Raw genomic sequence first — 306 nt, 5'->3', positions numbered from 1 at the left:
GATGAGACCACGATTCTCAACTTTCGGCATCTGCTGGAACAGCACGACTTGGCACGCAAGCTGTTTGATCGAGTGAACGCGCATCTGTCACGCAAGGGCCAGAGCTTGCGTGGTGGCACGATCGTGGATGCCACGATCATTGCTGCGCCCAGTTCGACCAAGAACAAGCAGGGCGAACGCGATCCGGAAATGCACCAGACCAAGAAGGGCAACCAGTACTACTTCGGGATGAAAGCGCACATTGGCGTGGATGATGAGTCCGGGTTGGTGCACCACGTGGAATGCACGGCAGCCAACGCGGCGGAC

1 protein-coding gene is annotated in these 306 nt (G+C 57.8%); it reads left to right on the top strand.

Annotated features, from left to right (window positions below):
• Positions 1-306 (top strand): IS5 family transposase (locus tag XcuCFBP2542_RS19185; protein ID WP_146090400.1); only part of this gene is annotated, 306 nt, incomplete at both ends.

The organism is Xanthomonas cucurbitae (genome assembly GCF_002939885.1).
Taxonomy (GTDB): Bacteria; Pseudomonadota; Gammaproteobacteria; order Xanthomonadales; family Xanthomonadaceae; genus Xanthomonas; species Xanthomonas cucurbitae.
Note: the sequence above shows the minus strand (reverse complement) of the source record. Positions and strands in the feature narration are given on the sequence as shown.